Source organism: Vibrio sp. 704, from assembly GCF_033339295.1.
In genome coordinates this window covers 1-25261 of record NZ_JAWOUH010000022.1, presented here as the reverse complement: position 1 = coordinate 25261, position 25261 = coordinate 1, and the positions used below count along the sequence as shown (strand labels likewise).

At 45.2% G+C, this 25261-nt stretch carries 29 protein-coding genes; 12 read left to right on the top strand and 17 right to left on the bottom strand.

Annotation, left to right across the window (positions count from 1 at the left end):
• The first annotated feature begins 37 nt into the window (after positions 1-37).
• Both R7R24_RS20885 and R7R24_RS20880 read left to right on the top strand, forming a co-directional pair.
• On the top strand, positions 38-553 hold the full coding sequence (locus tag R7R24_RS20885; protein ID WP_005377268.1) for a hypothetical protein: 516 nt from the start codon (positions 38-40) through the stop codon (positions 551-553).
• Between the two features lie 81 nt (positions 554-634).
• Positions 635-1405, top strand: coding sequence for a sulfite exporter TauE/SafE family protein (locus tag R7R24_RS20880; protein ID WP_005377266.1), 771 nt, complete (start codon positions 635-637; stop codon positions 1403-1405).
• Positions 1406-1698: 293 nt separating this feature from the next.
• On the opposite strand, the gene R7R24_RS20875 is transcribed toward R7R24_RS20880, so the two are convergent.
• From R7R24_RS20875 to sctW, 13 genes are all read right to left on the bottom strand, one after another.
• Positions 1699-2670: a TAXI family TRAP transporter solute-binding subunit gene (locus tag R7R24_RS20875; RefSeq protein WP_005377264.1), complete on the bottom strand. Its 972-nt coding sequence runs from the start codon at positions 2668-2670 to the stop codon at positions 1699-1701.
• A gap of 205 nt (positions 2671-2875) precedes the next feature.
• On the bottom strand, positions 2876-3880 hold the full coding sequence (vopD, locus tag R7R24_RS20870; protein WP_005377262.1) for a type III secretion system translocon subunit VopD: 1005 nt from the start codon (positions 3878-3880) through the stop codon (positions 2876-2878).
• A 10-nt stretch (positions 3881-3890) separates the two neighbouring features.
• Positions 3891-5090 (bottom strand): type III secretion system translocon subunit VopB, encoded by a 1200-nt coding sequence (gene vopB / locus R7R24_RS20865; protein WP_005377260.1) that lies wholly within the window; start codon positions 5088-5090, stop codon positions 3891-3893.
• A 7-nt stretch (positions 5091-5097) separates the two neighbouring features.
• Positions 5098-5583 (bottom strand): SycD/LcrH family type III secretion system chaperone VcrH, encoded by a 486-nt coding sequence (vcrH, locus tag R7R24_RS20860; RefSeq protein ID WP_005377258.1) that lies wholly within the window; start codon positions 5581-5583, stop codon positions 5098-5100.
• A gap of 12 nt (positions 5584-5595) precedes the next feature.
• Complete coding sequence (locus tag R7R24_RS20855; protein WP_031778956.1) at positions 5596-7419, bottom strand: virulence-associated V antigen; 1824 nt, start codon at positions 7417-7419, stop codon at positions 5596-5598.
• 10 nt (positions 7420-7429) lie between these two features.
• Positions 7430-7714: an LcrG family type III secretion system chaperone gene (locus R7R24_RS20850; RefSeq protein ID WP_005377254.1), complete on the bottom strand. Its 285-nt coding sequence runs from the start codon at positions 7712-7714 to the stop codon at positions 7430-7432.
• A gap of 60 nt (positions 7715-7774) precedes the next feature.
• Positions 7775-8188: an LcrR family type III secretion system chaperone gene (locus R7R24_RS20845; protein WP_005377252.1), complete on the bottom strand. Its 414-nt coding sequence runs from the start codon at positions 8186-8188 to the stop codon at positions 7775-7777.
• Complete coding sequence (vcrD, locus tag R7R24_RS20840) at positions 8188-10314, bottom strand: SctV family type III secretion system export apparatus subunit VcrD (protein WP_086013853.1); 2127 nt, start codon at positions 10312-10314, stop codon at positions 8188-8190. The genes R7R24_RS20845 and vcrD overlap by 1 nt, the downstream gene beginning before the upstream one ends.
• Positions 10298-10639 carry a type III secretion system chaperone VscY gene (vscY, locus tag R7R24_RS20835; RefSeq protein WP_005377248.1) on the bottom strand — a complete coding sequence of 114 codons (342 nt, stop codon included), beginning with the start codon at positions 10637-10639 and terminating at the stop codon, positions 10298-10300. The genes vcrD and vscY overlap by 17 nt, the downstream gene beginning before the upstream one ends.
• A gap of 5 nt (positions 10640-10644) precedes the next feature.
• Entirely contained in the window at positions 10645-11022 is a 378-nt protein-coding gene (vscX, locus tag R7R24_RS20830) for a type III secretion system protein VscX (RefSeq protein ID WP_005377246.1), read from the bottom strand.
• Positions 11019-11393, bottom strand: a complete 375-nt coding sequence (gene sycN, locus R7R24_RS20825) for a type III secretion chaperone SycN (RefSeq protein WP_005377240.1) — start codon at positions 11391-11393, stop codon at positions 11019-11021. The genes vscX and sycN overlap by 4 nt, the downstream gene beginning before the upstream one ends.
• Positions 11380-11664 carry a TyeA family type III secretion system gatekeeper subunit gene (locus R7R24_RS20820; protein WP_005377239.1) on the bottom strand — a complete coding sequence of 95 codons (285 nt, stop codon included), beginning with the start codon at positions 11662-11664 and terminating at the stop codon, positions 11380-11382. The genes sycN and R7R24_RS20820 overlap by 14 nt, the downstream gene beginning before the upstream one ends.
• Complete coding sequence (gene sctW, locus R7R24_RS20815; RefSeq protein ID WP_005377238.1) at positions 11645-12538, bottom strand: type III secretion system gatekeeper subunit SctW; 894 nt, start codon at positions 12536-12538, stop codon at positions 11645-11647. Before sctW ends, R7R24_RS20820 begins: the two co-directional genes overlap by 20 nt.
• 185 nt (positions 12539-12723) lie before the next feature.
• On the opposite strand from sctW, the gene vscN reads away from it, so the two are divergent.
• From vscN to R7R24_RS20765, 10 genes are all read left to right on the top strand, one after another.
• A complete protein-coding gene (vscN, locus tag R7R24_RS20810) occupies positions 12724-14046 on the top strand; it encodes a SctN family type III secretion system ATPase VscN (protein WP_005377237.1) in 1323 nt (440 codons plus the stop codon).
• Positions 14043-14504, top strand: coding sequence for a type III secretion protein (locus R7R24_RS20805; protein WP_005377236.1), 462 nt, complete (start codon positions 14043-14045; stop codon positions 14502-14504). Before vscN ends, R7R24_RS20805 begins: the two co-directional genes overlap by 4 nt.
• Before the next feature lie 9 nt (positions 14505-14513).
• Positions 14514-15719 (top strand): type III secretion system needle length determinant, encoded by a 1206-nt coding sequence (locus tag R7R24_RS20800; RefSeq protein ID WP_005377235.1) that lies wholly within the window; start codon positions 14514-14516, stop codon positions 15717-15719.
• A complete protein-coding gene (gene vscQ / locus R7R24_RS20795; RefSeq protein ID WP_005377234.1) occupies positions 15716-16684 on the top strand; it encodes a SctQ family type III secretion system cytoplasmic ring protein VscQ in 969 nt (322 codons plus the stop codon). The genes R7R24_RS20800 and vscQ overlap by 4 nt, the downstream gene beginning before the upstream one ends.
• On the top strand, positions 16681-17331 hold the full coding sequence (gene vscR / locus R7R24_RS20790; RefSeq protein ID WP_005377232.1) for a SctR family type III secretion system export apparatus subunit VscR: 651 nt from the start codon (positions 16681-16683) through the stop codon (positions 17329-17331). The genes vscQ and vscR overlap by 4 nt, the downstream gene beginning before the upstream one ends.
• Before the next feature lie 13 nt (positions 17332-17344).
• Positions 17345-17611 (top strand): SctS family type III secretion system export apparatus subunit VscS, encoded by a 267-nt coding sequence (gene vscS, locus R7R24_RS20785; protein ID WP_005377227.1) that lies wholly within the window; start codon positions 17345-17347, stop codon positions 17609-17611.
• Positions 17608-18393, top strand: a complete 786-nt coding sequence (gene sctT / locus R7R24_RS20780) for a type III secretion system export apparatus subunit SctT (RefSeq protein WP_031778955.1) — start codon at positions 17608-17610, stop codon at positions 18391-18393. The genes vscS and sctT overlap by 4 nt, the downstream gene beginning before the upstream one ends.
• 15 nt (positions 18394-18408) lie before the next feature.
• Positions 18409-19458, top strand: a complete 1050-nt coding sequence (gene vscU / locus R7R24_RS20775) for a SctU family type III secretion system export apparatus subunit VscU (RefSeq protein ID WP_005377219.1) — start codon at positions 18409-18411, stop codon at positions 19456-19458.
• Between the two features lie 102 nt (positions 19459-19560).
• A complete protein-coding gene (locus R7R24_RS20770) occupies positions 19561-20271 on the top strand; it encodes a helix-turn-helix domain-containing protein (protein WP_021707757.1) in 711 nt (236 codons plus the stop codon).
• Between the two features lie 106 nt (positions 20272-20377).
• Positions 20378-21280, top strand: a complete 903-nt coding sequence (locus tag R7R24_RS20765; protein WP_373921414.1) for a DMT family transporter — start codon at positions 20378-20380, stop codon at positions 21278-21280.
• An 89-nt stretch (positions 21281-21369) separates the two neighbouring features.
• On the opposite strand, the gene R7R24_RS20760 is transcribed toward R7R24_RS20765, so the two are convergent.
• The 4 genes from R7R24_RS20760 to R7R24_RS20745 form a co-directional block, all read right to left on the bottom strand.
• A complete protein-coding gene (locus tag R7R24_RS20760) occupies positions 21370-22848 on the bottom strand; it encodes a hypothetical protein (RefSeq protein WP_017821337.1) in 1479 nt (492 codons plus the stop codon).
• A 9-nt stretch (positions 22849-22857) separates the two neighbouring features.
• Positions 22858-23316 carry a CesT family type III secretion system chaperone gene (locus tag R7R24_RS20755; protein WP_005377211.1) on the bottom strand — a complete coding sequence of 153 codons (459 nt, stop codon included), beginning with the start codon at positions 23314-23316 and terminating at the stop codon, positions 22858-22860.
• 230 nt (positions 23317-23546) lie between these two features.
• On the bottom strand, positions 23547-24524 hold the full coding sequence (vopR, locus tag R7R24_RS20750; protein ID WP_054579503.1) for a type III secretion system effector VopR: 978 nt from the start codon (positions 24522-24524) through the stop codon (positions 23547-23549).
• A 10-nt stretch (positions 24525-24534) separates the two neighbouring features.
• Entirely contained in the window at positions 24535-24981 is a 447-nt protein-coding gene (locus tag R7R24_RS20745) for a type III secretion system chaperone (protein ID WP_025768119.1), read from the bottom strand.
• Positions 24982-25261 lie beyond the last annotated feature (280 nt).

Below are 25261 nucleotides of genomic sequence, written 5' to 3'. Positions count from 1 at the left end.
CTACCGTATGGGAAAAGCTCTCTTGGAGGCGGTCACAATGCAAAAAATAGCAGTTTTTGGTAAACCCGGCAGTGGAAAATCGACGGTAAGTAAAGCAATCGCGTCTGCTACCGGTCTTCCTCTTCATCAATTAGATTCAATAGTCTATAAACCAAACGGTGCTCCCGTTGAGCGTAACGTTTTTGATGAAGCCCATAGCAATATACTAAGCTCAGATCGTTGGATTATAGATGGCCTTGGACCGATCAGCTCTTTCAACGCTCGTTTAGATGCAGCCGATACTCTCATTTATATTGATCTACCATACTCCGTAAGCTATTGGTTTGTGACGAAACGTCTCCTTAAAGGACTATTCATAAAACCTGAAGGTTGGCCTGATGGTAGTTCGGTACTGAAAGGAACGTTACAAAGCTACAAAGTTCTTCAGCAATGCCCCGCATTCTGGAATGATGACTTTATGTATCGCCTCGAAGGGTACTCTCAAAGTAAAGCCGTTCATGTCATCAAAAACGTTACAGAACTGAACAATTTTGTTTTAGAGCGGGTAAAGTAAACCTCATATCAGAACATTAGAGCATGTAGGTTAGATCATCTGAAGCTCTAACAATAAAAAAGAACATAACAAGGATTGTTTATGCTTTTAGAACTCTCACTTTTATTCATTGCTGGCGTAATTGGTGGGATCATTAACTCCATAGCGGGAGGCGGAAGCTTTATTACTTTTCCGGCTCTATTGGCAGTTGGTGTTCCTCCTATTATGGCTAACGCAACAAACACATATGCTTCATGTGCGGGTTACATTAGTGGAGCCGTCGGGTTCAGAGAAGAGATCATGAAGAACAAGCATGAACTGCTGTTCACAGTCTCATTCAGTTTAGTCGGCGGCGCTGTCGGAGCATATCTGTTGCTCAACACGCCAGAATCGCTATTTATGGAAGCTATCCCTTGGTTACTCTTATTTGCCACCGTGCTTTTTCTCACCGGTTCTCGTTTAACAATGCTAATCAAAACTGTCGCGAAAGAGCACAAACATGCTGGCATACTCGGAGCAATCGCGTTGGGTTCACTACTTGTTGGTGTCTCTGCTTACGGTGGTTTTTTCAACGCAGGTTTAGGGGTTATTGTTCTGAGCTATCTGGTAGTAGCTGGCCACCAAGACATTAATTTAATGAACGGTTTGAAATTGCTCGTATCTACGTGTGTTTCACTCATTGCTATCGTGATTTTTGTTGCCAATGGCTCCATTGACTGGCACACAGGTAGTGTTGTTTTGGTCGGTACGTTGGTAGGTGGGTATCTTGCAGCTCGTGTCTCTCGTCAACTGAATCCTAATCATGTTAAAGGGTTTGTTGCTCTTTCTTCTATTCTCATCACTATCTACTTTTTCATTGATGTTTATGTTTAAGCAAAACTTGTACAAGTGGATAACACTCCTACAAAAACGCCAGCGCGAAAGATTAATGCAGATGGCTTAACGATTTTTTGTGTCACTCCAGCGAGGTTAGGAATCTAATAGCACTACACTGAGCGGCTAATGAAACCATTTTGATCACAAAGTGCTCGGATGGAAGAGCCTGTATCACGCTCCTTCGTCGCTGTACAGGGTGACGAGAAATAGAAATATGCCACTCGCGGTTAAACGAGTGGCATTGATCGAGAAAGATGGCGTTTTACATCAATAATAAGAGAAAGTAACGCTTACTTAATCAGCCCTACTTCTTTGTAGTATTTGAGCGCACCTGGGTGAAGAGGCGCAGATAAACCGTCTTTTACCATTTCCTCTTTCTTCAAGTTTGCAAACGCTGGGTGGAGACGGCGGAAATCATCGAAGTTTTCAAATACCGCTTTAACCACGTTATAAACCACATCTTCTGGTACCGCAGTAGAAGAAACAAACGTCGCGCCCACACCAAAGGTTTGAACATCACTATCTGTGCCACGATACATACCACCTGGGACATTTGCGACACGATAGAAGCTGTTGTCTGCAACCAGCTTTTCTACATTAGGTCCAGCTACCGTTACGATATTACTATCACACGACGTAGTGGCTTCTTTAATCGCTCCACTTGGGTGACCAACGGTATAAATCATCGCATCAATTTTGTTATCACAAAGTGCTTTTGATTGCTCTGCTGCTTTTAACTCAGAGACAAGCTTAAAGTCGTCGTTACTCCAACCATACTGGTTCATTAGCACTTCCATAGTACCTCGCTGACCAGAACCAGGATTACCAATGTTGACGCGCTTACCTTTCAAGTCATCAAAAGTTTTGATGTTCGCGTCTTTACGTGCAACGACAGTAAACGGTTCTGGATGAACGGAGAATACGGCGCGCAGCTCTTTAAAAGGCCCGCTTTCTTCAAACTTACTGGTTCCTTTGTAAGCATGATACTGCCAGTCTGATTGCGCGATACCGAGGTCCAATTCACCAGCACGAATAGTGTTGATGTTATAAATCGATCCCCCAGTACTTTCTACCGAACAACGGATACCGTGCTCTTCTCGCGATTTGTTAACCAAGCGACAAATAGCGCCACCAGTCGGATAATAAACCCCTGTTACGCCACCGGTACCAATCGTGACAAACGTTTCCTCCGCAGACGCAGAAAAGCCTGTTGTGAGTGCAGCCAAAGAAGCCGCAAGTGCGATTTGCTTAAACTTAAACATTGAACATCCCTTTTACCTGTGTTGATGACCGTTTAAGTATAGCAACCGTTAACAATTTGATAACGTTTGAGTTCTCATCCTTGGAGGTTGATTTATAGATATATATTTTTTTATCAACTTAACCTGCTGATAAATAGCGTTTATACTTTTATCCCATAAAAAAAGCGTTGTATAAACAACGCTTTGTAGTTAGTGAAACGGATGGTTACACCGTTGGGACTGACGCTCGCCACGCTTGGTTCTGGCTATCTGAGATAGATCGGAACAAGTCACGTAGCTCTTTCAATAAACCTTCTTGGAAACCAATGTTTTCATCGGCTTTCTGTTTGGCTGCTTGTGCGCGAGTCGCTTGTACTTCATCATCTTTGCTGCGCGCTTGCGCTTTGGTTTGCTCTACATTCGATGCTGAGTTTGCCATCTGGCCCAAAGCTTGAAGAATCGCGTTCTTCGCTTGGTTTGAGCTCATCAACTTATCGAACTTACGGCCACCACTTGTCAGCTGCGCTGTCGTGTCTGCGATATTGTCTTTCGCTAGTGAGTGCGCACGCTTAACCTGATCTTGCTGCGTTTTAGACAAGCTATTGTTATTTAATAACTCTTCTGCTTGATCGAAGCCAGCTTTTTGCGTTTTCAGTACATTATTGCTCGCCATTTCATTCTTGATTTCTTTCCCTGCTTTGAAAGAACCAAGGGCACCAATAATTGCGGTAGCACCCGCTAATACACCCGAAACGACTGCCATCGCGATCATTGCGCTTGCCGAGTTGTTTAGTTCTGCCGCTTGGCTTTCTAAACTCGCGACGTTTGCTTCAACAGCAATTTCACGTTGTAGCACTTGCTGCTCACGGCTCAGCTTTGATACTTGATACAACAATGTTAATAGCGTCAACGATTGTGATACCGCATCTGATGGTGACTTGATCACCTCCTCACCGTTAAGCGCTTTCATCGTTGTGCTCATTAATGAGCTCACCGTCGGCGCAAGAGCACTCATTAAGTTTGCAACAACTTGAGCTTGGTTACTCACTGTGGGAGCTTTAGGTGTCTCTAACTGGTAGCGTGCTGCACCAGAAACACCTGACTCACTTTGGCTTTTAACGGCACCCGCTTCAAGCTTTGTTTCCGGCGCTTTTTCTGCTTTGTTGGTTTTAATGGTATCGCCTAAACCGTATAGTTCACCACGACCCGTTCCGCCTACTTTATCTAGCATAATAAACTCCTTATACCGTTGCAGGACGGCTTAACACCGTTTGCATAGTTTCACTTTTCGCTTGAATCATTTGCATGATGAGGCTCATCAGCTCTTGGAAGTCTTCCATCAACTTACCAATCTCTTCTTTGAGCTTATCAATGACAGCCTGGCTTAACGTCATTTTGGCTCGAAGGTCTGTGATATCAGCCTGAATCTCTGTTACGTGAGCATTGTTAGCAGCATGGACACTGTCCGTTGCGCCTTTACCCACGTTGACGGCAAGATCGACGGTTTCTGCGCCATAACGAATCGCTTTCGCTGTTGTTGTCGCAGCTTTTGTGCCCATATCCGCCACTTTCGCCATGTTTGCAGCGGCTTTCGTAGCGATTTCCGTGACCTTTTGAGCTACCTTACCAGCACCTTTTGCTGCAAGTTTCGCGATACCGCCAGCAGCTGCACCACCAAACGTCACAACAGCTCCGATAACCGCGACGGCGATTTCTAATGCCATTACGACTTTGTTTAGCACATCGACATTTACGCCCGCTTCTTTTAGCGCATCTTGAACGGCTGGCTCTTGCAACGCCATGCTCACTGCTCCCATGACGCCACCAGCGATCATAAGTGCACCGGCTGCTGCACCAACACCCGTTGCCACCATTACGGCACCAACAACAATAGAAACCACCGCACTGATCCAACCAAAGATCTTCGCTGCTAAGCCTGATTTTTGGGCTTCTTTTGCAGCGGCTTCCGATTCTTTGATTTTGTCTTGGTTTTCCACCATCTCTTTTTCGTGCTTAGCTTTTGCGACCTTCACTTCCTGAATTTTCAGCTCGTTTTGAGCACTTTTCAGTTTATCCGTGATAGCAGCAAGCTCTACTTCAAAATCATCAGCAGATCCTGCGATGATTTTGACGGCAATCGAACCTGTTTGGTCTGCAACTGCATGGAGAGATTTTGCAATGGTATCGACGATCTTTTGCAGCTGTGCCATGGCTTTTAGCGTCAAATCATTCACTTTGTCACTAACAGCTGCGTTAGGTGCATCTAACTGAACTTTTACTTTTCCGGTGTTCAGTACATCTGCATCTTTACTCTTCACGTTTTCTACCGTCACAGAAGGCGTCGCTGTAGACGCCGTTTTCTGCACGTTATCTAACGTGGCTTGGCCAGATTCAGGGCTATAAACCTGTGTCTGGATGCGGTCAAGTGCAATAGAACTCATAGTCTAATTACTCCTTTTTATTTCTCACCGCTTCTAACATGATGCCTGCACGCTCATGCAAATCTGCATATTGTGATTTTCCGGCAGACATCTCCTTCGCGCTGTAAAACCCACTCTCTGCTTCTGTCAGTTGTTCCAGTTTAAGGTGACATTCAGCAGAGTGAAAAGGTGGGCGTGGATCATTTACGTCCACTAGCGCTGCGTAGCTGTAGGCGTCTATTGCCTGCAGATACTCACCCAACTCCTGACGAGCCGCGCCAAGGCCAATGAAAAATCGCGCCTGATAATGATCAAGCATGCTGAGTAATTGAAATACTTTCGCTGCTTGCTCAATCTTTCCCGATTGGAAAAAGTTGTAACCTACGGCATAAATGTGTTCGATGGTGTCCTGAGACACATCGTGCAACATTTTTAGCGTGCCTCCCTCTTCCAAAAAAGACAGCAGTTCTTCTGCTTGCATTTGAGATGGATCGGTCGCGTTTGTTTTAGTCATGGTTGGTTATCCTTAAATGGCTCGTAGGATTTCTTGTAAAATACTGTGGTACTTCTGAACAAACTTGTTCATCGCTTCAACGGTCGAGTTGTATTGAGAACTGGTGTCGTTCAGCTCAGTGGTTTTGATTTGCACTTCATCGTTAAGCAACTTGGATTTAGCACTGACAGAACTAGAAAAATTAGACAGCTTTTTCGACTTCTCTTCGTCTTGGTACGAAGCACCATCACCGATAGTAATACCTTGTGTTTGAAGGAAGTCTCGATGGTTTGTTATCTTATTATCCGTCAAATACTTGTACTCAGGTGAAGCTTCAAAATCCGTTTGATTGCTGTAGTTAAAGTCACTCGCTTTGAAGTTACTTTCTGGATATCCCGGTTTATAAACCCCATCAACACTTTGCGTAGAGTGAATTTTTGATTGCACAACACCAAAAACTTTAAGCTGTATTGTGAGATCCTCTAATGCCTCTTTCTGGTCATTACGTTTCTCTAAACGGTTAACACGACGCTCATTTAGTGCAAGCAGCACTTGCTCATCAAAACGGTCTCCAATGCTGGACTCAACAACGGCCAACAAATCACGAGCCGTTAGAGAGTGCTCTGCTCTCACCTCGCGATCCGCTTTCTCTTTATCGGTGATATTGAGTAGACGCTCTTTCAATGCCCCTAAGTTTTTGCGCAATGCCTCGTATCGCTCAGTAAATGAAGCCCCGGTAGATTCACCTTTTACTATTTTTTCAAACTGTAATCGGATATCTCGTTCGGTGTTTTCTTTGATCAAATTAACTTGAGCTGCCGTTATTTGTGTCTTTTGGACATCGGCTATCGCGCTGTCCTGGTAAAAGTCATCGATTTCTATATTTGTTAAACTCACCGCGAAGTTGGCGAACAGACTAGAAAGGGTCAAAGGCTCAGTTCCACCAATGACAGTATTAAGTGTTGCTTTTAGATTGTTCGTTCCACTCGCCTCACCATAAGCTGCGCTATATTGGCCTTTCACTTGAGCGGCCATTTCATCTAACGCTTCTTTAAGCTGCTGTTTAGAAATACCAGGAGTCCAGGTAATTCTGCTAGCTAGCGCACTTGCGTCATCGGTGCTTAAAGTAATACCAATGCCTTGAAAACTACTTTTTAATTGAGCTGAGACTTGAAGGGCGAAACTCTCTTTAGTCAACAGAAAGTCCGAGCTCTTCAGTTGCGCGAGATTAACGGAACCTAAGCTACTAAAGGCATTGCGAAGAAAAGAAATAGAAGCATCTCTCACTTCACGGGAGCCCATTTGATTAGCAAGCTCTGCAACAAAAAGAGAAATTTCTTTGGTGGCATTAGCCAGTTCTGTCTCGGAGAGGTTGGCGATCTGCTCCGCTTGGTTACTCTGGGTGCCCAGATTAAATTGACTAACAAACTCAGTAGATAACGAGCTATCTACGTTTTCCGTCAGTAGCTTACTAAACCAAGCCTGAAACTGATTTGATAGCGTTTGGTTTGTTTGAGCATTAAACTCGGCTGCGGTTAATTCGCCATCTGAGTTAGCACTTTGTAGCGACTTTATCCAAACAGATGCGGTGTCGGTCAATGATATACCAGCAAACGTGTTATTTTTCGCTTTTAGGTTTTCAAGCGTATCAACATAAAGCGCGATGCTTTGTGATTCCGTTTGTCCCGAGATAGTTGGCAATGAAGAGATTATCGAGGCAAGTTGCTGAGTCTCTGCTTCACCCAGTACAGGGGTAAATGCCTCTATCAAGTTTTGTTGGAAAGTGGGTAATGGTGCACTACTCGCAGCTGTGTCTGTTGCTCCTGTCGTAGAGCCAGTCGTTTTCATATTCGTCATTTCCAAACCTCTAAATCATCATGCCGCGCATCACTGTGGGACGCTTTCTGCGTTTACCTGACGTACCTTGTAGCTGAGTTTGTTGCTGCCGGCGGCGCTGGACTTCGTCTATTAGCTCTTGCTCTGCACGTTTCATGGTATCTACTGGCGCTTTTATGCCGCCAAGTAAAACATCCCCCGCAACAGGACCAACACCTAAGCCTTCCAATAGCTCGTTAAAAATATCGGTTCTGTCTTCAGCTTTTCTAATGGCAAGCTCAGCGTTCTCAATCGCATCGGTAAACGGTTGCTTCATCTTGATTCCTATCTTAAAGCGGGTCATCTCATCGGTGCTGTCAGTAACAGTCGTGAGTTTTTACTTTTTCAACTTTTTCAAAGGTCTATAATCTGCTAGGCGTAAACAGTACCAGTCTTCTAGCTCATCATGGCTTGCACCGCATGCTTTTAGATAGAACTGTGCCAATCGCTGGCTGCTCATGTTGCTACCACGTAACACATCGACGTTGCCGCGAATGACCCAATCGGAGGGATAAAGTTGAATGGCATGTTCAGCCAAGAGAAATAAGCCGGCAAAGGGGTTACTCAACCCCAATTTTGGACGAACGCGTTTCAGAAGAACGATGATGATTTCACCGTCCTCCACCCGAAAAACGAGCTCTAAGCCCTCAACTTCAATTCGATAACCAAGTTGAATTTCACTTTGTTGCCAAAAGTATGGCGTCACTTCGATCCCCGCTTGCGCCAGCGAGAGTATTAGTTTTGTTTTCATTACATACCCACCCTTCCAAGTGGCTGAATATTGATTTGCTGGGTTAGTTCTTGAAATGACAAAACGGGCAGATCGTAGTATTCCGATTCAATAAGCTTTCGCACATATCGGCGTACATCCATAGACACAACTAGCACAGGTTTATTCGGCATGCGGCTTAAGTCACCAATGGTCTGTTTCACATCACTGACAAATTGTTGCGTTACTGACGGATCTAACGCCAAGTAACTCCCTGCTGAGGTTTGACGAATACCGCTGCGTATTGTGTCTTCGAGATTTTGATCCAATAAGTAAGCGGGCAACATGTTTTGTCCGCTCGCGTATTTGTAGCAAATGTAACGTTTTAAGCTGGAACGAATGTACTCCGTCAGCTGTACAACATCTTTCTCTTTTTGGCCCCACTCAACCATCGCTTCCAAGATCACGCGAAGGTTTCGGATAGAAATGTCTTCAGAAACCAAGCGTTGCAAGATTTCCGTCATTTTTTGCAACGGAACAATACGCTGGGCCTCTTTGACTAGCTCCGAATAACTGCCTTCCATCTGCTCCAACAGATAACGCGTCTCCTGAATACCAATAAAGTCTTGTGCGTACTCCTTAAGAACATGAGACAAGTGGTACGTTAAAATCCTGTCGGGTGTGAGAAAACCGACATGACTGGCTACGAGTTTTTGCTCATAACTCTGTGCCACCCAAATGCTAGAAATACCGGGTAGAAAATCTTCATCTTGCTCATAAGGCACGCCTAATAAATCGATCTGTTCATTCCCTTCTGTCACCAAGAGTTGATCTTTAACAATTCGTCCTCGTGCAACCGGGACTTCTTGTAACTGAATTAAGTACTCGCCATTTTGCATCCCCTCGTTAAAGCGCAGGTGGATGCCTGGGAAAGGCACGCCTAGGTCGAGATATAGTGCGCGTCTAACCCTTGCTAGCTCTTCATTTAATGCGACCGCTTCCAAGCTTTCCTGAAGGCTCGCGTCAAGATCGATCAAGAGTGGGACCGTCATGGCAAACTCTTCTTGCTCACCTAATTTGCCTTTACTGTTTCTAGATGGAGTGGGTTTGTTTGGCTTCGCTGCTGGCGAACCGGCCCCTTGCGAAACAAAGCTTGATAAGTCGGTGCTATCTGATTCAGCTTGTTTTTTCTGTTGATAGAAAAGGAAGAAACCACCACCACCAACCACGGCGGCCAAGACCAGAAAAGTGATTTTTGGAAACCCAGGGATGAGTGCGAACAGCACCAAAAGCACACCACCAATAAGAAGCGCACGTGGCTGAGCAATGACCTGCCCACCAATGTCCGACCCAAGATCAGAAGAATCTTCATGAGAAACACGCGTCACGATAATACCGGCGGTAATCGCGATAAAGAGTGCCGGGATCTGCGATACCAAACCATCGCCAACGGTCAAAATCGCAAACAATTCAAGTGCTTCAGAAGCACTCATGCCTTTTTGCGTTACCCCGATCGTGACGCCACCTAAGATGTTGACCACAATGATGACCAGACCCGCAATGGAGTCGCCTTTAACGAACTTCATCGCGCCATCCATCGAGCCATACATTTGGCTTTCTTTTTCAATCAGTGATCGTCGGTGCCTAGCTTCGTGTACGTCAATTACTCCGGCACGCATGTCACCGTCAATACTCATCTGCTTACCAGGCATCGCATCGAGTGAGAAGCGCGCACTAACTTCTGCTACCCTTTCTGAGCCTTTGGTGATCACCATAAACTGAACAATGGTAATGATCAGGAACACAACGATACCGACCACTAAGTTACCGCCCACAACGAAGTTACCGAATGTATAAACGATTTGACCAGCATCGCCTTGTAGCAAGATCAAGCGGGTTGTCGTGATAGATAAAGACAGACGAAACAATGTCGTGATCAATAGCACCGCAGGAAATGCAGAGAACTCAAGTGGCGTGGTGATGTAAATCGCTAACATAAGCAGCACCACCGCAATGCTCATGTTGGTGCCAATCAGCACATCCACCAGTGCGGTAGGAAGTGGCAATATCATCATAAAGACGATCGCGAGTAACATCACCGCAAGCATGATGTCTTTGCGTTGCCCTACTTTGTTTAGAATATCGATCAACTTATTCATGTGATTCACTATTTAAAGATTGCAGATAGCGTCGGTGCGCTTGGCGTGCCCCATCGACGTCATTTTGTTTCCAACGCGCTTGGCTTAAACAAAACCAGAGTCCTGCCGAGTCAGGATGAAGGTCAGATTTTAATAAGTGCTCACACACCTCAATCGCCCGGGTATATCGACCACTTTGTAAACACGCCACAGCAAGTGTTTGCATCGCCTCTTTGTGCTGCGGTTCTATTTCTAGAACCGCATCGAGAATAGAAATGGCATGCTCTGGCTTTTGGTATTGAACTTGTAGCGCAGCGTGAACAAGTAAGAGTTCAATGTCTTTGGATCTCAACATGTTGGTTAGACCTGAATAAGGAGATTGAGCGCCATAGTGAGGTAACGCTGATCTAGTTGCGTACTTTGTAGCGTTTCAGATGCTTTGATAAAAGAAGCGGAGCCTGAATCCTGTGCAAGAACTTGCAGCTGAGCTAACGTTTCATCAAATTGTTGACGGTATTTTTCTGGACGCAACAACTCTGAGTGCAGCAGCTTGGGCTTAGTTAACGCGATGAGATATTGGTCTGAAGGCCTGAGATCATAGAGCTTCTCTAAATGTGTAGCGACCGCCTGACCATCAGGAAGCAATTGAAATCGCTCTGGGAAATCGGCCTTAACTTCACTATGAGTAACATGCGTAAAGGCTTCGATGCCTACGTTTAAAGTGCTGACTCGAGTCATGAGCCTGCCACATCGTTATGTAGACGAGCCAAAAGCGTAAACGCTTGCTCTAAGGTCGGAAGTGTTACTTCTTCTCCTTTTAGCCTTGCTGAAAAAACCAGAGTTTGTTCATCTAACAAGCCGGTTTTAATTTCGAAAGGCCAGCCTTGATCGGCATGACACAAACACAGTGCACTTTGAATAATGTCACTGGTTTGATGCCAAGATAACGCTCGAGACAACATCAAGAATAACTGCTCACCCTGTCGCTCAATATGCAGCGTACCACTTTGCTCAAAATCCAGCTGCACCCGTCCAGCTGATGAGAAATCGACGGCATCGAGCCCCATTCCTCGGCAAAATTCATCGACGGATGCATCAATCCAACTCATCTTCCCACGCTTCCTCTTCTTCTATATCAATGGCTTCGTCTAGCGCCTTTTGTACCGCTTGGATTAAATTCTGTCGTTGTTCTTCATCGGCGAATACGTCAATTGGGATTGCGCGAACTAACTTATGGAACTCTCGAAAAAAATCGATTTTTTGTTCTACCGCCGTCAATTCCATTGCGTTGGCGACTTTCCATATCTCATCACTGCTTACCCATCGCTGCTCTACCAACGCAATCACATCAGCCATCAAATTAGAAACTTGATAAGCCATAATTCGTCCTTTCCGGTTTAAACATTTGGAACAGCTGACTCACACGATCTTGCAACGTATTTAGAGTTTTGAGTTTTTGCATATCGGACATCAACCACTTCAACTTAACCGAATCGATACTGCTACCTTGAACACTAAGATCTGCACTCATGCCTTGCAGCATAAAGTCAACAGCGGTCGATACCTCCTGCTCACCAAAGCGCGCCACAACATCTTGATAAGCCGCGCCGAGCCCTTGATAACTATGAACGGTATCGCGGTAGAAGCCGCGCAGCTGATGCAAAGAGCTAAACTCTTGCTCTTGGCTGTATTCATCAGCAAAATTTGAGACACGGATTTCCGTATCAATTTGAGACCATGTATCTGGGTTTTGCTCGATTCTTAGAAGTGCTTGGTCAATCAGCGCTAGTAGGTGTTTACTTTCTGGACTCGCACTCAAAAACTTTTTAACGGCTTTTAGGGCTAGGTATTGATGGCTTTTCTCATCGGAAAACCCATTCAAGTAGGCTTGTAATTGCGCGATGGTCGAGATATTTCCTCCCGCCATTTTTGTAGCCAAATCTTTGATTTTTTGATTCTTTTCAAGATCAGGGACTTTTCTTAAGTAGTCCGAAACGAGTTCATGTGCTTCATTAACTCGAACACCACTGTCTTTCACTTTGCGCTTGGTCAGATCTTTCTCTGCTTTTTCGGAACCGAGTGAAGTGAGTTCTTCCATCGCATCAAAAAGTGATTGTGTGGCATTGTGAACACGGACGGTTTCACCGCGATAATTGCCTTTTTGTGAAACGTCGGGACGAGACGATTCCAACCCGTTTTGGATAGACGCATCAAACTTTGGATTTGTTGCGATATGATTGTTGATAATACTCATTCACTTGCACTCCTTCCGCACAATACAGGCGAATTATAGGAAGTGCGCTTTGTTGAAGCTGTCAAAATCAGACGTGTTTTTTTAGTGCGCTTTCAGTTTTCTAAAAACTCCCGACTGATATTCACTATAAATTGATTCTTATACTTTCTATCCTCTCAGCATCAATCATTGCGCATATTTTTACCTTGAACGATTTCTCATACATCACTGATATCCAACAATCTGCGATTAAACACACGCGTTTGATCCAAATTCGCGGGCGCGTTACACAAGTCACCGGCACCATTATCAAAGCTGTCGTCCCTGGCGTTCGTGTAGGTGAACTGTGTGAGTTGCGTAATCCCGATCAAACTCTGTCTTTGTTAGCGGAAGTGGTTGGCTTCCAGCAGCATCACGCTCTGCTCACCCCATTAGGAAATATGTTTGGGATTTCCTCAAATACAGAAGTAAGCCCAATGGGCAAAATGCACGAAGTGGGTGTTGGCGACCACCTGTTAGGTACAACGCTTGACGGGCTTGGGCGTCCTTTCGATGGTACGCAAAGTCAGGAACCAAGTGCTTGGTATCCTGTTTATCGCGATGCGCCACCACCAATGCAACGTAAACTGATTGAAAAGCCAATCTCTCTTGGCGTTCGATCCATTGATGGGCTACTGACCTGTGGTGAAGGTCAGCGCATGGGTATTTTTGCAGCGGCTGGCGGGGGTAAAAGTACCCTACTGGCAAAACTGATTCGCTCCGCAGAAGTTGACGTGACCGTTCTCGCCTTAATTGGTGAACGCGGACGCGAAGTGCGCGAGTTTATTGAGCATGACCTAGGCGAAGAAGGAATGGCCAAATCGGTTTTAGTGGTCGCTACCTCTGATCGCCCAGCAATGGAGCGCGCCAAAGCCGCTTTTGTTGCCACTTCTATCGCAGAATATTTTCGTGACCAAGGTAAACGCGTGCTACTGCTGATGGATTCTGTAACGCGTTTCGCCCGCGCACAGAGGGAGATTGGACTAGCCGCAGGCGAGCCACCAACACGACGTGGCTATCCGCCTTCCGTTTTTGCCGCTTTGCCAAAGCTGATGGAACGAGCTGGACAATCAGACAAAGGATCAATTACAGCACTGTACACCGTGTTGGTGGAAGGTGACGACATGACAGAGCCTGTCGCGGATGAAACTCGCTCCATTTTAGATGGGCACATCATTCTCTCGCGCAAGCTTGCGGCAATGAACCATTACCCCGCCATTGATGTACTTCGGTCAGCAAGCCGAGTGATGAATCAAATCGTTGAACCCGATCATCAGGCGTCTGCTGCTCATATTCGCGAAATGTTAGCTAAGTATGAAGAAGTTGAGCTGCTAATCAAAATTGGCGAATACCAACATGGCGCAGATAGCCTAGCAGATATGGCCATTGCACAAAGTGATGATATACGCGCCTTTTTACGCCAAGGCACTCATGAACCAAGCGATCTTGATGGCGCTATCGCTCAACTTAAAGGGATGGCGAAACAATGATAGAACGTTTATTAGAAATCAAAAAAATTCGCGCTGACCGTGCGGATAAAGCCGTCAAGCGTCAAGAATACCGAGTGTCAAACGCCGCAGCACAGGTTCAAAAGGCCGAACGTTCTGTCGCGGACTATCACGTTTGGCGCCAGGAAGAAGAAGAGCGACGTTTTGCTAAAGCAAAACAACAAACGCTCGTTCTCAAAGAGCTGGAAACATTAAGACAAGAAATCGCGTTGTTAAGAGAGAGAGAAGCCGAACTTAAACAACGTGTGGCCGAGTCAAAAAAAGCGCTTGAAATCGAACGCTCGGCACTTAAAGAAAAGCAAAAAGAGGCGCGACAAGCCCATAAAACCAAAGAAAAATTCGTTCAGTTGCAGCAACAAGAAGTCGCGGAAAAATCGCGAGAAAGGCAATACCAAGAAGAACTCGAACAGGAAGAGTTTCGCACTGTCGACATTATCTAAAGGTTCACTATGCGCATTACCCCAACAACTGAAGCATCGAATACGCTGCACAAATCAACGCCAGAACAAGCGCCTCTCGAGAAGGAGGCCGAGCTTCAATCACAATTCGAGCATGCAATGACGAAGAAGCCTAGCAAGGGAAAGGAGTCTATCGTTGGGAATCCCCAAAAAAATCATACTGGCGAAAAAGACATACCGCTAAGGCATAAGACATCTCAAGGTCTAGATAAGAAACATAACCTATCGAACCAAGAAGCCAACGCTGACAAAAACATCTCCACCTTAAACGGTCAAAGTGACGTCGTCACTAAGAGAGACGTAGAGAAATCGCAAGACGACGCAGCAAATAGCGAAGAAATAATTAGCGAAAACAATAAACTGCTTAAAAATGACGGAAAAAGCGATGGCGACACAGTTCTAAGCTCCCCTTCTACCGAGCTTGTTGATCCTCACTTTCAAGCTCATTTGAAAGATGACAAACCGACGCCGATGGATAAACGTATCTCACCGGATTGTCTCTCTACGCTTGAATCTGGCTTGCTCCCCCAAAGTGCGACAGCGACAGAGCTCGCTCAAGATGGGATTAACATTGTTGGCCTAACGAAAAAGCAAACTGAAAAAACGCACAATAAGCGTGCAACTCCGCCGCTACAGAATACAGGCAAACGATCAGACCAAACTGATGGCCTGCCTGAAACCAAGCCTCTTGAAAAAATCGAGACGAAAAGCGCACTATTCGCCGTTAAAACGGATGAAGAAAAAGTGCCTTCTCAGCCCTTTGCAAGTGCGGTAACACAAGGCGATGTCATCCTAAAAAGTGTTGCTTCGCAGGCTCAACCAAGCCCAACGCGAGACGTAAACCAATTACTCCAGCAATTGGTGGACAAAATCTATGTTGCTCTGCCAACCGCATCGGACAACAAAGAGGTTCGGCTGTTTCTAAGTGAAGGGCAATTAAAAGGTGGTGAAATCCACATCAAGTTGGACGCTCAAGGGTATAGCGTGACGATTCGACAAGAGCATGCCCTTTCCATTATTAGCCAGCAAGCTAGACAAGATCTTGCTGAACGGCTAAACCGATTCGGCGGTGAGCAGCCACTTCGCTTAGCGATCAGCGAACAAACTCAACAGCTCGATCAACAACAACATGAACAACAACACTCACGCCAACAACGCAGCGTGTATGAAGAATGGCAAGCGGAGAATGACCTATGACGCCGTTAATAATCCCCAAAGTGGATGCAGAAAGTATCGCGCTCAGCAATCAACTTTGTGCAAAACAGTGCCACTTCCAAGGGACTGATGGTCAGAGCGTATCGATTACTGTTGCTCAAATCCCTTCATTTGAAGGGTTCCGTTTAACCACGTTGATTGGAGGGCAAACCCTACAAGTAGACTTTTCTCGTGCGCAGCTCCAACATTGGCTGAAATCGACCTTAAATGCTACTGCGTTTGAGTCCCTGCCTAACTCCCTCCAGTTAGCACTTTTGAGCTCACAGATAGAACCGCATAGTGAGGCAATCAAAGCGCTATTTGGTCAGTTACCCATTCTTAGTCAACTACAGCCGTTAGAGGCGAGCCAGGCCCAAGAGCATACTTTAATGTTAACCCTCAATAAGCCTAACGGCTCTCTTTGTTTGTGGGTTAGCGAAGGATCAGACGTGTTGTTGGATGCGCTACCAAACAGCGCTGCTCTACAAGCTCGACACCTCGCTTTACCTGTGTGGTTAAGTCTTGGAAGGACCCATTTGACGTTAAGCGAATTTAATTCGCTCGAGCTGGGAGATGTCATCTTTTTTGACGATGGTTACATCGCCAAGCAACAAACCATTTTTCAAGTATCTAACCAGAATCTCTGGCGCTGCCAACTGGATGACCAAACTCTTCACATTATGGAAAAAGAAACCAATATGAATGACGTAAACACTTCAGAAATGTTAACCGACCACCAGCAACTACCTGTGGAACTCACGTTTGATATCGGCCATCAAACCATCACGCTAGAGCAGCTTAACCAGCTCCAGCCAGGGTACGTATTCGAGCTAAACCAGCCTGTATCTAAGCCGGTAACATTGCGTGCCAACGGCAAAATCATTGGTGAGTGTGAACTGGTTAATGTTAACGAACATTTAGGTGTGCGCGTACTGGAGCTGTTCGGTGGCACGCAGGAGCCAGCATGATCCAGTTACCCGACGAGCTCAACCTCATTGTCAGCTTAGCACTGCTGGCACTGATCCCATTTATCGCCATGATGGCGACGTCGTTTGTGAAACTCGCCGTTGTATTCTCACTGCTGCGTAACGCTCTCGGTGTACAGCAAATTCCGCCGAATATGGCGCTTTACGGATTGGCCATCATTCTGTCAATTTTCATCATGGCTCCCGTCGGGTTTGAAACCTACGACTACGTAAAGCAACATGATATCTCCCTTGAAGATTCTGCAAGTGTAGAAGGCCTCATTGAAAGCGGTTTACAGCCTTATCGAGAATTTTTGAAAAAGCATATTCGGGAAACCGAAGCCATATTCTTCACTGATGCTGCACGCACATTGTGGCCACAGAAGTACGTAGACCGTTTAGAGTCGGACAGTTTATTGCTCTTACTGCCCGCATTTACCGTCAGCGAGCTTACTCGCGCTTTTGAAATTGGCTTTCTGTTGTACTTACCGTTCATCGCTATTGACCTAATTGTGTCGAATATCCTACTCGCGATGGGGATGATGATGGTATCGCCAATGACGATTTCCCTCCCCTTCAAATTGCTGCTTTTTGTCTTGCTTGACGGCTGGACAAAGCTTACCCACGGCTTAGTGTTGAGTTACGGTTAATCACGGAGAAAGTATGCATTCTGCTGAAATCATTCATTTCACGACTCAAGCATTAACCCTAGTGTTGTACTTGTCATTACCGCCGATTTTAGTCGCAGCATTGGTTGGTACATTGGTGTCGCTTATTCAGGCGTTAACTCAGGTCCAAGAACAAACGTTAGGCTTTGTGGTCAAGCTTATCGCGGTCATTATTACGCTGTTCGTCACAACGCAATGGCTAGGGGCAGAGCTCCACGCCTTCGCCTCGCTTGCTATGGATAAAATTCCTCAAATACGATGAGTTATCACGACTTACACCAGGCTTTATTTTTGTACAGCCTGACGTTACCTAGGTTAATGGCATGCTTCATCTTTTTGCCTATTTTGAGCAAGCAAATGTTAGGCGGCACCATGGTGAGAAATGGTGTGCTTTGCTCACTCGCACTGTTTATATTTCCGATGATTAATCAGCAAAGCTTGCCCGCAGAAACCGACGGCATTTGGCTGATAATGATTTTGGGTAAGGAGGTATTAATTGGGCTATTGATAGGGTTTGTTGCTGCTATCCCTTTTTGGGCGATAGAAGCGGCCGGTTTTCTGGTCGACAACCAACGTGGGGCTGCCATGGCAAGTATGTTTAACCCAACGCTAGGCTCACAATCCACACCAACAGCGGTATTACTGACCCAAACGTTGATTACCCTGTTCTTCTCTGGCGGGGGCTTTGTCACTTTTATCTATGCGTTATTCAAAAGCTATACATCTTGGCCGATCGTGGACTTTTTCCCAACCGTTAGCGACGCATGGGTGAGCTTCTTCTACGCGCAATTTGAACAGCTTATGTGGCTTGGTGTGTTGATGTCCGCTCCATTAGTGTTGGCAATGTTTCTTGCTGAGTTTGGTCTAGCGCTTATCAGTCGTTTTGCACCGCAATTGAATGTTTTTTTCCTTGCCATGCCAATAAAAAGTGCCATCGCGAGTGTTTTACTGATCGTGTATCTCGGAATAATGATGGATCACTTTGAAGTACAGTTTTACGGCATTACCCGATTCGCAGAACAACTCAATACCATTTGGCAATAACGCTTAGGATTCTTTATGAGTGCAGAAAAAACAGAGCAACCCACCGCAAAAAAGTTACGCGATGCTCGGCAGAAAGGTCAGGTTGCCAAAAGCCAAGAAATCGTATCGTCTGCATTAATTTTGGCGCTCATAATTGTACTGTTTGCGTTCGCCGATTATTACATGTCGCACATCTCAGCGCTTATTCTCCTACCAAGTAAGCTTGCTTATCAGGGTTTCCAAGAGGCGCTAGTCGATGTCGCTATCGCCATCGCAAAAGAAATTGCCTATCTACTCGCTCCGATTATTCTGGTTGCTGCACTCGTCGCCATCTTTTCCAATATGGGGCAGTTCGGGTTCCTATTTAGTGGTGAATCCGTTAAACCCGACATCAAAAAGATCAATCCCGTCGAAGGGGCCAAACGCATTTTTTCCCTCAAGAGTGTGATTGAGTTTATCAAGTCGATCCTTAAAGTCTCTCTTCTTTCCTGCATTATCTGGGTGACATTACGCGGTAACATCAACGCTTTAATGCAAATTCCAACTTGTGGGCTAGAATGTGTCCCGACCATTACTGGCGTCATGATTAAACAATTAATGATTATCTCTTCGGTAGGCTTCATCGTCATCGCTGCCGCAGATTTTGCGTACCAGAAGTTTGATCACACGAAAAAGCTCAAAATGAGCAAGGACGAAGTGAAGCGCGAATACAAAGAGATGGAAGGCAGTCCAGAAATAAAAAGCAAACGTCGTCAGTTACACCAAGAGCTACAAGCCTCTAATCAACGTGAAAACGTTAAACGTTCTAATGTATTAGTTACAAACCCAACACATATCGCGGTTGGCCTTTATTACAAGAAAGGCGAAACGCCCCTGCCCGTCATCACTTTGATGGAAACCGATGCGGTAGCCAAACGTATGGTCGCAATCGCTAAAGAGGAAGGCGTGCCTGTGATGCAAAAAGTCCCTCTTGCTCGTGCACTATACGCCGACGGTAACGTCGACCAGTACATCCCAAGCGATCTTATTGAGGCAACTGCGGAAGTGCTTCGTTGGTTGGCTTCGTTAGAGTCCGAGGCGGACTAACAAACCACATCCCATTCAAGATCTGGGCTTACAACTGCCCAGCTTTCAACCTCGATACTTTCAACGCTATAATGCGGTATCCTTTAACTGTATGTTGTTTTTATGAAATCTAGCTTAAGCATTCGCTCCTACACGAAACGTATGAGCCGACATACTCATAGTGATTATCATCAACTGGTGCTTCCTCTCCAGGGCAACATACATATTGATATGGATAGCTATGTCGGAAAGGTGGCGGTTGGCGACTGCATAGTCATCCCCAAAAGTTGTGCTCACGGGTTTAATGCCGAAGAGTCATCACGCTTTATTGTTGCGGATATGACCACTTTGCCCACTCATTTGATGGATAATAGTGTGGCTGTGTTTTCGATTAGCCCGCCTCTACTGAGCTTTATCCAGTTTGTCGAAAAGCAACTTGAGTATCAGGTTAATGATGAAATTGAAAACTCAATGGTTGCAACCTTCTATCTGTTGCTGGAGCAGCAAAAGCGGTCTCGCTCCGTGGATTTGCGTATTCGAGATGTACAGGTTGTGATCGCGGAGCAGCTTGATCAGCCACTCACCATTGCCTCATTAGCGAATGCCGCTTGCTTGAGTCCGACGCAGTTTAAAAAGCTTTTTAAAGAACAGCTAAAAGTGAGCGTCCATAAGTACATTACACTACAACGTATGGAAAAAGCCAAAGCACTACTGACTCATACAGACCTTCCAGTTCAGTTGATAGCTGAACGAGTTGGTTATAGTGACCTTTCCGCGTTTAGTCGACGGTTTTCAATGCATTTTGGTATGTCTCCTAGAGAGTTTTCCCGATAGTCACTAAAATAGTCTTCTGGAACAAGTATTCCGTCTTTTCAGCACAAAAATCTCTATCGCTTTCTTTTATTCTTTCTACCCTAAAACAGCCATTCACTAGGTAGAAATTACAGTGTTAAAAAAACATTTCACCGACTATCAATTAGGAACTTTATCCATACTTTTTGCTTCAACCCTGTGGGGAACGACGGGCACCGCTGCCAGCTTGGCACCGGATGTCAGTGCTCTCGCCATTGGCGCATTTTCTATGGGTATTGGTGGGTTTATGCAAGCATGTCTATCTGCGAAGTCACTGAAGAGAGATTTTCGAAAAGTCGTACATAAGAAGAAAACGTTACTGATTAGTATTATCGCCTTAGCCACCTACCCACTGGCTTTTTATTCATCAATGCGATTCACTGGTGTGGCTATTGGTACGGTTATTTCTATCTCCACTGCTCCTTTCTTTTCTGCTTTGTTAGAGTGTCTCTTTAGCCGAAATCAGACCATAACCAAGCGCTGGATGATGAGTTTCGCAATCGGGGTCATTGGCATTACCTTGTTGCTGGCTTCTGAGTCATCCGCAAATAGCTTATTTGATCAGGATATGAAGCATTGGGGTGTATTACTTGGCCTATTGGCAGGTTTGACGTACGCCATTTACTCATGGGGAGTAAAGGCTATGATTGACCACGGCATTGAATCGCAAACGGCCATGGGAAGTGTTTTTGGTATTGGTGGAGTTTTGCTTCTACCAACACTTTTCATCACGGGTGATAATCTATTTGCATCGTCAACTAATACGGCGGTCATGCTCTACATGGCCTTGATTCCAATGGGGTTAGGTTACGTCGCTTTTGGGTTTGGGCTACGGTTTGTTACAGCCAGTGGAGCTAGCATACTCACGCTATTTGAACCTGTTATCGCAGCAGCACTAGCAGTTGCGATTGTTGGGGAAGAAATTTCTTTCATTGGTTGGGTTGGTATAACGTTGACACTTGTGTGTTTGTTTCTTCAGTCGAAAAGTTAAATTAAACCGATATTAGCCAGCCCCAAAAAGGAACGCTGACGGTAGATAAAGTAAGGAGCAGCACCTACTCCCTACTTTACCATTTGAAATTACACCCAGCCTTCTGCCAAGTACATCAATCGCAATTGACTTGGTGAGCCTAGTTTTTCTAGCGCATCTAATTGGACGTCACTCAGGTTTGGGCATTTATCAAGATAAACTCGTCCGTTTGCTGCATCTAGGGGGAGCTTGTAGGTTAGCTTTTCGTTTATTTTACTTGCTTCCCCTTTATCAATCGCTCGAACAGCTGGCATGAGCCAATCCCAATCTTCTCCTAACAGTTTTTTAAACGCCCCGTTAGCAATAGACTCGGTTTTACTTGGTGCATCCTCTGGGCTTAGCTTCAAGATAGAGTCTACGTCAGGAACCAAGTGCTCACTTGGTTCTGAACCCAACATCTTTTTCAGTGTTAATCGAGCGGCTTCCATCTCTTGTGCCTCTTTAGGCGCTTGAGGAGAAGTCATTTCAGTATTCTCCTTAGGACCAAGGTACGCCATTAATGCGCGGACAGAAGCCGGATCTTGCATACTAAAGGTAAAGTCTCCTTTGGCATTAGAAACTTCAAGCCTTGGTAAAACACCAGACATCTCACCTTGCATGAGTTGTTCTTTGACTTCTGTATTTAGTCCGTATGCTCCAGCTTGGTTCGCAACAAAACCACCACCACTCATGATAGCAGTCGTTGCCGCAGAACCGATTGCCTCTTTTGCTATCGGTGTGACGCCCACCGTTGCTACAGAGCTAACACCGAACGTGCCCAGGCTCCCCGTCGCCATACCTAATGTAGCTCCAATGCCACCTTCAGCCGACAGTATCGCATGACCTTGAGCCAAGGTTTGCTGCATCGGCATAGAAAGACGTTGATCTCGCCCTGGCAGCTGTGAAATTTGTTCTAACTGATGATGGTAAGCCTCAGCATCACCATTTACGGCCGCTTTGTGCAGCTCTCGACCTGTAGAAATCAATAAGCCAACGCCAGGTAATGCCAAGTTAATAACGGCGTTAACACCAGAACCTTTTAGCTTTTCTTTGCCCATCTGCAGCAGTTCAGCAGCAAAGCCATCCATTTTTCCCGGATACTGGGCTTCTAAGCTCACCTGCATACGCGGATCTTTGCTGATCGCATCAAACGTATTTTTAAGCTGCTGGTACGTATCGCTGCTCACTTTTATTTCATCCAATAGGCTGACAACTTCTAAGATTTTACGCTCAGTAAGTGGCTCACCGCGATAGCCTGAAGGACTCACTAGGGAGTAAGCCAACAGCGCAACCTCAGGTTTTTCTTGCTTAAGTAGCGCTTGTTTTAAATCAAGGTGAGTTTTGATGTTTTCTTGGAAAAACTTAGTGTATTTGCTTCTCAATACGCCTTCGTGAATAGAAGCAAACTTGTGACCTTTGTGGAATGTGGAAGGTTCTTTTACTTCACCTCTTTTACTGATCACTCGGTCATCTTTTTGCGCAGCAACTGCACGAAACTGCTCTAGATCAGGTACTGGGCTTTGGCTGATTTTTTGTGTTGTATTAACCATTTTTCTCTCCTACACACGAAGTGATTGAACATGAGCTTGTTCATGATTAGAGGTGGTTGGAATCGCTTGATCCAACATTGCGAAACGCGCTTGCCACAGCTCGGCCTGTTCAATAACTTCGTGAAACCAAGCGGTAAGGTTCGTCGTATTTAGATGCTCAACGGGTTTACGTCCTGCTAAGACAAGCTGTCGACCGTTTGGAGCCAAAGCAAGTGCGAGGTTGCCACTACCAATTCCTTGATAGTTCGCATGAGCAAGAAGCTCTAAACCTTTTAGTCGTTGTTCACCGGATTTTTCTAACCCTCCGAACGTTACAGACAACATCAAATCATCCGTATCTGTCGCGATGAAATACAACATGTAGCGATCATCGACCAGTAGCTGACAACGTTCATTTTCTTCAAAATTCAGTTCGGGCAACTCATTGAGTTGGCAAAACTCCAAGAGCAGTTGTTGAATCGTGTTCATAACTTTTTCCTTTTGTTTCAATAACTCTATTGAACAACGATTGCAGATTGAACGATGTCGGTAATGGCTTTATTTTTGTCACTTTTTCGCCTTCATTGTGAGGTTTTCCGCAGAAATCTCGCTCTAAAATCGAGTTGCCAGAGTAATAAAAAAGAGCAGCTCAGAGCTGCTCTTTCAATAAAGGTTAGATGCTTAGCATGGTGTATTTGCTCACTTCTTTTGCAGAGTGACTAACCCAGTTTATGGCTATCAAAAATGACTTCTGTTGGCGGGAACATATTCGAAACAGGTGGTCGTTGTGCATCTCCAAACATTGGTGCACCGAATGCAGATGTCGCCCAAGGGTCAACAATTTTCACATCCTTACTCCACGTTGATGGATCTTTTATGTCGCTCCCCTCTTGTCGACCAACCAGTACATAAAGGTGTGTACCTGAATGACCCTTTTTAAACGCAACCACTTCTACTTTGGGTTCACTTTCAGGTGTTCCTGACATGCCTTGAATCATCTCAGCGGCGGCAGCAAAGGCAAATGTAGTACAGCAGCCGGCTTTCGCGGTTTGTACTGCCTTAGCAATGTTCTGTAGAGTGCTTAATTGCGGTGCGGTTCCTCTTTGTGCTGCAGCTTGAACTCCGTTTGCGGACATCGTCGCTCTGTGATCTTGCATGATTCGCGCTTGATCCGCGTGAAGCTCTTTTAGTCGTGGCTTTCCTTTTGTTTCATAAAACTGTGACCCCTTAACACCGAACGTATTTAAGTCCGTACAGGCAAAATCACCAAGCTTTTGAAGGTTGGCTTTATGTTCGTTGATAAGCGCGACACTCGATGAGGCTTTATTGGTTTTGGAAGAAGAGGCTGCCGTTTGTGCAGTGGGCCAATTTGAGCTAGGACCAGACGACAATCTCTCAAGATTTTTCAGGCTCCCAAGCGTTAACTTGTTTTCACCGTTCAACACATTTTTCAGCATCAGCTTCGCAACATCTTTAGGAATACCCTGCTTAGTAAGCAGGTTCACTACAATATCTTTCGCTTTATTCTGGTGGCTAATACGCGCGCTGATACTTTTATTTTTTGGTGCGCCCTCTTTAACAAAAATATCTTTGCCGTTGTGTGCTCGAACCTCTTTGTCGTCAGCTTGATTTTGTGTCGCCAAATGTGACGTTAACTGACTCAACGAGTGCATGTGCGATGTATTAATATTGACCATGTGTGATGCCTTAAACTTGAATAAATGCGTGTACGTCTGTTTGGCTAAAATCTACAACCGTGTTGTTTTGAAATAACTGTCCCCAAGTATCAACTAATTCGTTCAACTGAATGATTAAGTTAGCAATGTTGGTGAGTTCACTTCCAGTCGCGATAGCAACTTGAAGAACAACGTCTTTGCGTGTTGGATTCACACAAAACTGCACACCACCTGTTTCTCGATACAAGAAGTTGTATTCAAGTAAAACTTGAAGTTTATCTAGCGTAATATCATCTTGTTCTATAAGCAGGTTTTTGGAAATCAATAACTCGCCTTTTTCCTCTACGAGCAGAACATCGACACTGTTGTTTTCAGCAAAATGCAGTGACCACATTTGATCGTCATACGCTGTCACGCGCTCAAGGTTCAGCACTTCTCCTAGCTCAGAGAGAAGCATATTAATCTTTCCTGTATCCATGTTGTGTCCTGTCTAATTTATTATAACTAAGTGACATCGATATATTTATTGCAGCGAAGCCACTTGGGTATAACGGCTCATTTAAATAAGCGAATAAGGATAAAAGAGATTTTATGGCGAGATAGAAACCGACACTTTATTTCAACGTCTCATTTTTATTGCTATTAGCCGTTTTATTGAGAAGAAAAATTAAGATTAAGCTGGAAAGTAAATTACCACCTTCTAAAGAAGGTGGCTTTGTGTGAGCCCCCTAAAAGGGGGCCTTTGTTTAGTCCAGCGC

Bases quoted from the DNA above. Each gene is read 5' to 3' on its own strand.
- sctT (WP_031778955.1), top strand. From the start codon at position 17,608: ATGAGTTATCACGACTTACACCAGGCTTTATTTTTGTACAGCCTGACG.
- R7R24_RS20880 (WP_005377266.1), top strand. From the start codon at position 635: ATGCTTTTAGAACTCTCACTTTTATTCATTGCTGGCGTAATTGGTGGG.
- R7R24_RS20845 (WP_005377252.1), bottom strand. From the start codon at position 8,188: ATGAAAACAAAACTAATACTCTCGCTGGCGCAAGCGGGGATCGAAGTG.
- R7R24_RS20875 (WP_005377264.1), bottom strand. From the start codon at position 2,670: ATGTTTAAGTTTAAGCAAATCGCACTTGCGGCTTCTTTGGCTGCACTC.
- R7R24_RS20800 (WP_005377235.1), top strand. From the start codon at position 14,514: ATGCGCATTACCCCAACAACTGAAGCATCGAATACGCTGCACAAATCA.
- R7R24_RS20885 (WP_005377268.1), top strand. From the start codon at position 38: ATGCAAAAAATAGCAGTTTTTGGTAAACCCGGCAGTGGAAAATCGACG.
- vscQ (WP_005377234.1), top strand. From the start codon at position 15,716: ATGACGCCGTTAATAATCCCCAAAGTGGATGCAGAAAGTATCGCGCTC.
- vopB (WP_005377260.1), bottom strand. From the start codon at position 5,090: ATGAGTTCTATTGCACTTGACCGCATCCAGACACAGGTTTATAGCCCT.
- R7R24_RS20770 (WP_021707757.1), top strand. From the start codon at position 19,561: ATGAAATCTAGCTTAAGCATTCGCTCCTACACGAAACGTATGAGCCGA.
- vscY (WP_005377248.1), bottom strand. From the start codon at position 10,639: ATGTTGAGATCCAAAGACATTGAACTCTTACTTGTTCACGCTGCGCTA.
- R7R24_RS20820 (WP_005377239.1), bottom strand. From the start codon at position 11,664: ATGGCTTATCAAGTTTCTAATTTGATGGCTGATGTGATTGCGTTGGTA.
- vscX (WP_005377246.1), bottom strand. From the start codon at position 11,022: ATGACTCGAGTCAGCACTTTAAACGTAGGCATCGAAGCCTTTACGCAT.
- vopD (WP_005377262.1), bottom strand. From the start codon at position 3,880: ATGCTAGATAAAGTAGGCGGAACGGGTCGTGGTGAACTATACGGTTTA.
- R7R24_RS20745 (WP_025768119.1), bottom strand. From the start codon at position 24,981: ATGGATACAGGAAAGATTAATATGCTTCTCTCTGAGCTAGGAGAAGTG.
- vopR (WP_054579503.1), bottom strand. From the start codon at position 24,524: ATGGTCAATATTAATACATCGCACATGCACTCGTTGAGTCAGTTAACG.
- R7R24_RS20755 (WP_005377211.1), bottom strand. From the start codon at position 23,316: ATGAACACGATTCAACAACTGCTCTTGGAGTTTTGCCAACTCAATGAG.
- R7R24_RS20855 (WP_031778956.1), bottom strand. From the start codon at position 7,419: ATGACGAATATGAAAACGACTGGCTCTACGACAGGAGCAACAGACACA.
- vscS (WP_005377227.1), top strand. From the start codon at position 17,345: ATGCATTCTGCTGAAATCATTCATTTCACGACTCAAGCATTAACCCTA.
- R7R24_RS20805 (WP_005377236.1), top strand. From the start codon at position 14,043: ATGATAGAACGTTTATTAGAAATCAAAAAAATTCGCGCTGACCGTGCG.
- vscR (WP_005377232.1), top strand. From the start codon at position 16,681: ATGATCCAGTTACCCGACGAGCTCAACCTCATTGTCAGCTTAGCACTG.
- vscU (WP_005377219.1), top strand. From the start codon at position 18,409: ATGAGTGCAGAAAAAACAGAGCAACCCACCGCAAAAAAGTTACGCGAT.
- vcrH (WP_005377258.1), bottom strand. From the start codon at position 5,583: ATGACTAAAACAAACGCGACCGATCCATCTCAAATGCAAGCAGAAGAA.
- R7R24_RS20850 (WP_005377254.1), bottom strand. From the start codon at position 7,714: ATGAAGCAACCGTTTACCGATGCGATTGAGAACGCTGAGCTTGCCATT.
- sycN (WP_005377240.1), bottom strand. From the start codon at position 11,393: ATGAGTTGGATTGATGCATCCGTCGATGAATTTTGCCGAGGAATGGGG.
- sctW (WP_005377238.1), bottom strand. From the start codon at position 12,538: ATGAGTATTATCAACAATCATATCGCAACAAATCCAAAGTTTGATGCG.
- R7R24_RS20760 (WP_017821337.1), bottom strand. From the start codon at position 22,848: ATGGTTAATACAACACAAAAAATCAGCCAAAGCCCAGTACCTGATCTA.